The following is a 4,016-nucleotide window of genomic DNA, read 5'->3' on the forward strand; positions in this document are numbered from 1 at the left end:
TCCGGGAGGGAACCTCCCGGCTGCGAGCCGCTGTCTTGTCTCGCATAATCCGGGAGGGAACCTCCCGGCTGCGAGCCGCTGTCTTGTCTCGCATAATCCGGGAGGGAACCTCCCGGCTGCGAGCCGCTGTCTTGTCTCGCATAATCCGGGAGCGGCGCATCGAACGGGAGGGAACCTCCGCGTGATTTGGGTCGCTTGCTTGGTGGAACGCACACTGAGGAAGCCTCAGCGCGATTCCATCCGCAAACCGTCGGGGAACAGAGGCGTGCGCGAGCCGCTTCTTGAAGAAGTCGGGGATTTGTCTTTACCAACATTATCTATAGATATTTTTTCAGTAATAGTGCTAGTTTTTGCTTAGTAGTTTCCGGTACCTTATCTAGCGGTGTGATAATGGCATATTTGAGAGCCGAATGTGCCTCCGAAACAAATAAATTTGCACTCAGACGGCGGACAGTTTCTTGAATGACACTTTGAGCATTAGTTGCATTCTTGTGTAAATTGGCAATTATCATCTCTACCGTAACGCTATCATGGTCGGGATGCCAGCAATCGTAGTCAGTAGCTAAAGCTAGCGTCGCATAAGCAATCTCAGCTTCTCGTGCCAATTTTGCTTCCGGTAAATTAGTCATCCCAATTACCGTCCCGCCGAGCTGTCGATACATATTCGACTCAGCTTTGGTCGAAAAAGCTGGCCCTTCCATACAGATATATGTACCACCTTTGTGTAAACTAATCTCCGGGAGATTTAGGGACTCGATCGAGTCTGCTAAGACACTAGCTAATTGCTGACAAATCGGATCGCCAAAGGCAATATGCCCGACAATTCCTTCTCCAAAAAAAGTACTCGTTCGACTCCGTGTGCGATCGATAAATTGGTCTGGTAATACTAAATCTAACGGCTTAACTTCCGCTTGCAAAGAGCCAACTGCCGATGCGGAAATCAGGTACTCGACACCGATTTGTTTCATCGCATAGATATTGGCTCGATACGGCACTTCTGTCGGGGTCAGATGATGATTGCGTCCGTGTCGTGCCAAAAAAACAACTTCAACCCCTGCTAAATCTCCGACGATGAGATTGTCAGAAGGTTTGCCAAATTGCGTGTCTACACTCACCTCGCGGACATTATTTAAAGCAGACATCTGATAAAGTCCACTACCACCAATGATGCCAATTTTGATGTCACTCATTTTAATAATTGATAATCATATGTTTTTAGAAAAGTCAGATAAATCGTAGGGTGGGCACTGCCCACCATCTAAATCTTAGGCATTATCAACAAGTAGTTAAGAACAAACATCGATCGAATAGATATTACCAAAAACCTTTGTGGTGGGCACTGCCCACCCTACTTTCTAAAGCCTAAAACCTAAAGCCTAAAACCTAAATCAAGGATTTGGTTTAATTTGACTAATTTTGGTATCGATATCAATTAGTGTATCTAATACAATCCTCTTAGCATAAAGCTTCCAGCCCCATTTCTGAATTGCGATCGCCGCAGCAGTCCCACCGATAGCGGCGATAAAGTCCAGCGGCTGATTGAGTGATATTCCAAATAACAAGCCCAATCCGGCAATGCCCCAAAATGGGAGGGCAACGGTTTGGCGTTGGGTTTCGACTAATTTGACGATACCGCCTGTAGGTAATTCTTTTTCCAGAGTAGCTTTGACAGCTTTTTGCTCCGCCAGATTTACAGACAAACCGATTTTACGACGCAATTTCTCGATCTTACGTGCGTCACTGCTGTATTGAGTGAGTTCGTCTTCAGCCATTAATACCAATCGTTCGTACTGTCCCACAAGTTTGTTAATTTCTACAAATATTCACAAATGATTATAGCTGACGATTTAGATCGGTACCTAATCCCCGATTGTTCGCTAAGCAATTCGGGAACCTTTGCTAAAGCGAGTAAAATATGTGAGTGTTCAACCAGCGATCGAGTTATGGAAGCCAGTCCCGCCCAGATTAGTCAAGCAGTTCAAAATCTCTACGATACCTATCCCTTTCCGCCAGAACCCCTGCTCGACGAACCGCCCCCAGGATTTAACTGGCGGTGGCAATGGCAAGCGGCGTACAATTTTTGTACCGGGCAAATGCCCCAGCGGGAAGATATTCGGATTCTCGATGCTGGCTGCGGGACGGGTGTAAGTACCGATAGCTTAGTCCATCTCAATCCTCACGCGCAGGTAACGGCGATCGATCTCAGTCCCGGTGCGTTGAAAGTTGCCACCGAACGCTGCGCTCGATCGGGTGCAACTAGAGTAGAATTTCATCATCTGAGTCTGTTCGATGTCGCCCAGCTACCGGGGGAATACGACCTGATTAACTCGGTGGGCGTGCTGCACCATACTCCAGACCCAATTCGCGGTATTCAAGCCTTGGCGGGCAAGCTAGCCCCCGGTGGGTTGATGCACATTTTCGTGTATGGGGAGTTGGGACGCTGGGAAATCGAATTGATGCAAAAAGCGATCGGGATGTTGCAAGGCGATAAGCGTGGAGACTATCAAGATGGGGTCAAAATCGGTCGATCGATCTTTGCGTCCCTACCAGAAACTAATCGCCTAGTAAAGCGAGAAAAAGAACGCTGGGCGATGGAAAATCACAAAGATGAATGCTTTGCCGATATGTACGTCCATCCCCAGGAAATCGACTACAATATCGAGACGTTATTTGAACTAATCGATGCTTCTGGGTTAGATTTTGTCGGGTTTTCTAATCCTGAATTTTGGAGTTTGGAGCGACTTTTAGGCAAGGCACCCGAAGCATTAGCACGTGCGAAACAATTAGACATTCGCCAGCAATATCGACTGATCGAATTACTCGATACTGATGTCGCTCACTATGAGTTTTTCCTGTCCAAGCCACCATTACCTAACTCGATCGATTGGTCGCAGGATGAGACTCTACTGGCGGCGATGCCTTATCGTCATCCCTCGATCGAAGGCTGGGAAAGTCAAAACGTGTTTAATTGCGATTGGAAATTAATTAATCTCTCGGATGTTGAGTTTGCCTTTATGCAAGCTTGCGACAAGAATCAATCGCAGTTAACAGTTGGCAATCTATTAGAGTCAGCCGAGATTTCGCTAGAAAATGTGCGATCGCTCTTGGTTAATAAAATGATAATGTTAAAAGTTAAAAACTAATTGTGACAACAAACAGATCCCGGACTTCTCTAAAGAAGTCGGGGATCTGACCCACCCATCGACTTACAAATTTATGTCTGTAACAGTTCATTTTTTACCAGATAAAGTCACAGTTACCGCCGAAGCTGGCGAACCATTACTCAACGTTGCCGAACGCGCGGGCATATCGATTCCGACGGGTTGTTTGATGGGTTCTTGTTATGCTTGCGAAGTAGAAATCGAAGGGCAAGAAAATCCAGTGCGGGCGTGTCTGGCAAGTATCCCCAGCGGTGAATCGGTGCTGATCGTGCATCGCTATGACGATCCGATTTGGTGATCGGTATCGATGGTAGTACTTTGTCTATGAGTTTGACTAAATAATCGGGAGCGAAACTATGGGTATTTTCGATCTGCTATCTGTAAAATCATCGATCGCTACTTGGCCGACTGTTTTTGATGTTTCAGATGTCAAACAAGCAACTCGACCTTTGCCTGAAATTTCTTATCGTCGAGCTATTAAATTATTACTTACCACGCCAAAGCAAAGCCGATCGACTATTCAGCAATCCAAGATCGAAGCTTGTTCGCAATATCGGCACAAACTAATCGCATCGGTAAAATTTCATCCCTTCATTGCGGCACTGCACCACGCTTTCAACGACCATCGCCCATTGTCATTATCGCCAGATATGATGTGGTTGCTAATCGCACAAGGATTGGCAGATTGGATTAATTCTCATGCAGAAGAACTGCGATCGCACTTTGTAAAACATCAAGACAAGGTAAAAATTGTAGTTGTCGATAACGATCTGGTTAAGGGAAAGCAAACTAATGACTGGACTAAGATATTTACAGAATTTTCAACCTCAATTCGTCAACATATTGGAAGTGAAA

At 45.9% G+C, this 4,016-nt stretch carries 5 protein-coding genes; 3 read left to right on the plus strand and 2 right to left on the minus strand.

Going from position 1 to position 4,016, the window contains the following annotated elements:
- Window positions 1-317: 317 nt before the first annotated feature.
- Both RMO35_RS23735 and RMO35_RS23740 read right to left on the minus strand, forming a co-directional pair.
- Complete coding sequence (locus RMO35_RS23735) at window positions 318-1,190, minus strand: S-methyl-5'-thioadenosine phosphorylase (RefSeq protein ID WP_309744973.1); 873 nt, start codon at window positions 1,188-1,190, stop codon at window positions 318-320.
- A 198-nt stretch (window positions 1,191-1,388) separates the two neighbouring features.
- Window positions 1,389-1,799 (minus strand): hypothetical protein, encoded by a 411-nt coding sequence (locus RMO35_RS23740; protein ID WP_309744975.1) that lies wholly within the window; start codon window positions 1,797-1,799, stop codon window positions 1,389-1,391.
- A gap of 144 nt (window positions 1,800-1,943) precedes the next feature.
- On the opposite strand from RMO35_RS23740, the gene RMO35_RS23745 reads away from it, so the two are divergent.
- The 3 genes from RMO35_RS23745 to RMO35_RS23755 all read left to right on the plus strand — a co-directional run.
- The gene (locus RMO35_RS23745; RefSeq protein WP_309744977.1) at window positions 1,944-3,143 is read left to right on the plus strand and encodes a class I SAM-dependent methyltransferase; all 1,200 of its coding nucleotides are present in this window, start codon (window positions 1,944-1,946) and stop codon (window positions 3,141-3,143) included.
- A gap of 73 nt (window positions 3,144-3,216) precedes the next feature.
- On the plus strand, window positions 3,217-3,459 hold the full coding sequence (locus RMO35_RS23750) for a 2Fe-2S iron-sulfur cluster-binding protein (RefSeq protein WP_309744979.1): 243 nt from the start codon (window positions 3,217-3,219) through the stop codon (window positions 3,457-3,459).
- Between the two features lie 58 nt (window positions 3,460-3,517).
- Window positions 3,518-4,016, plus strand: a 499-nt coding sequence (locus tag RMO35_RS23755) for a DUF4419 domain-containing protein (RefSeq protein ID WP_309744981.1), incomplete at its 3' end; no start/stop codon positions are given.

The organism is Chamaesiphon sp. OTE_20_metabat_361 (genome assembly GCF_031364565.1).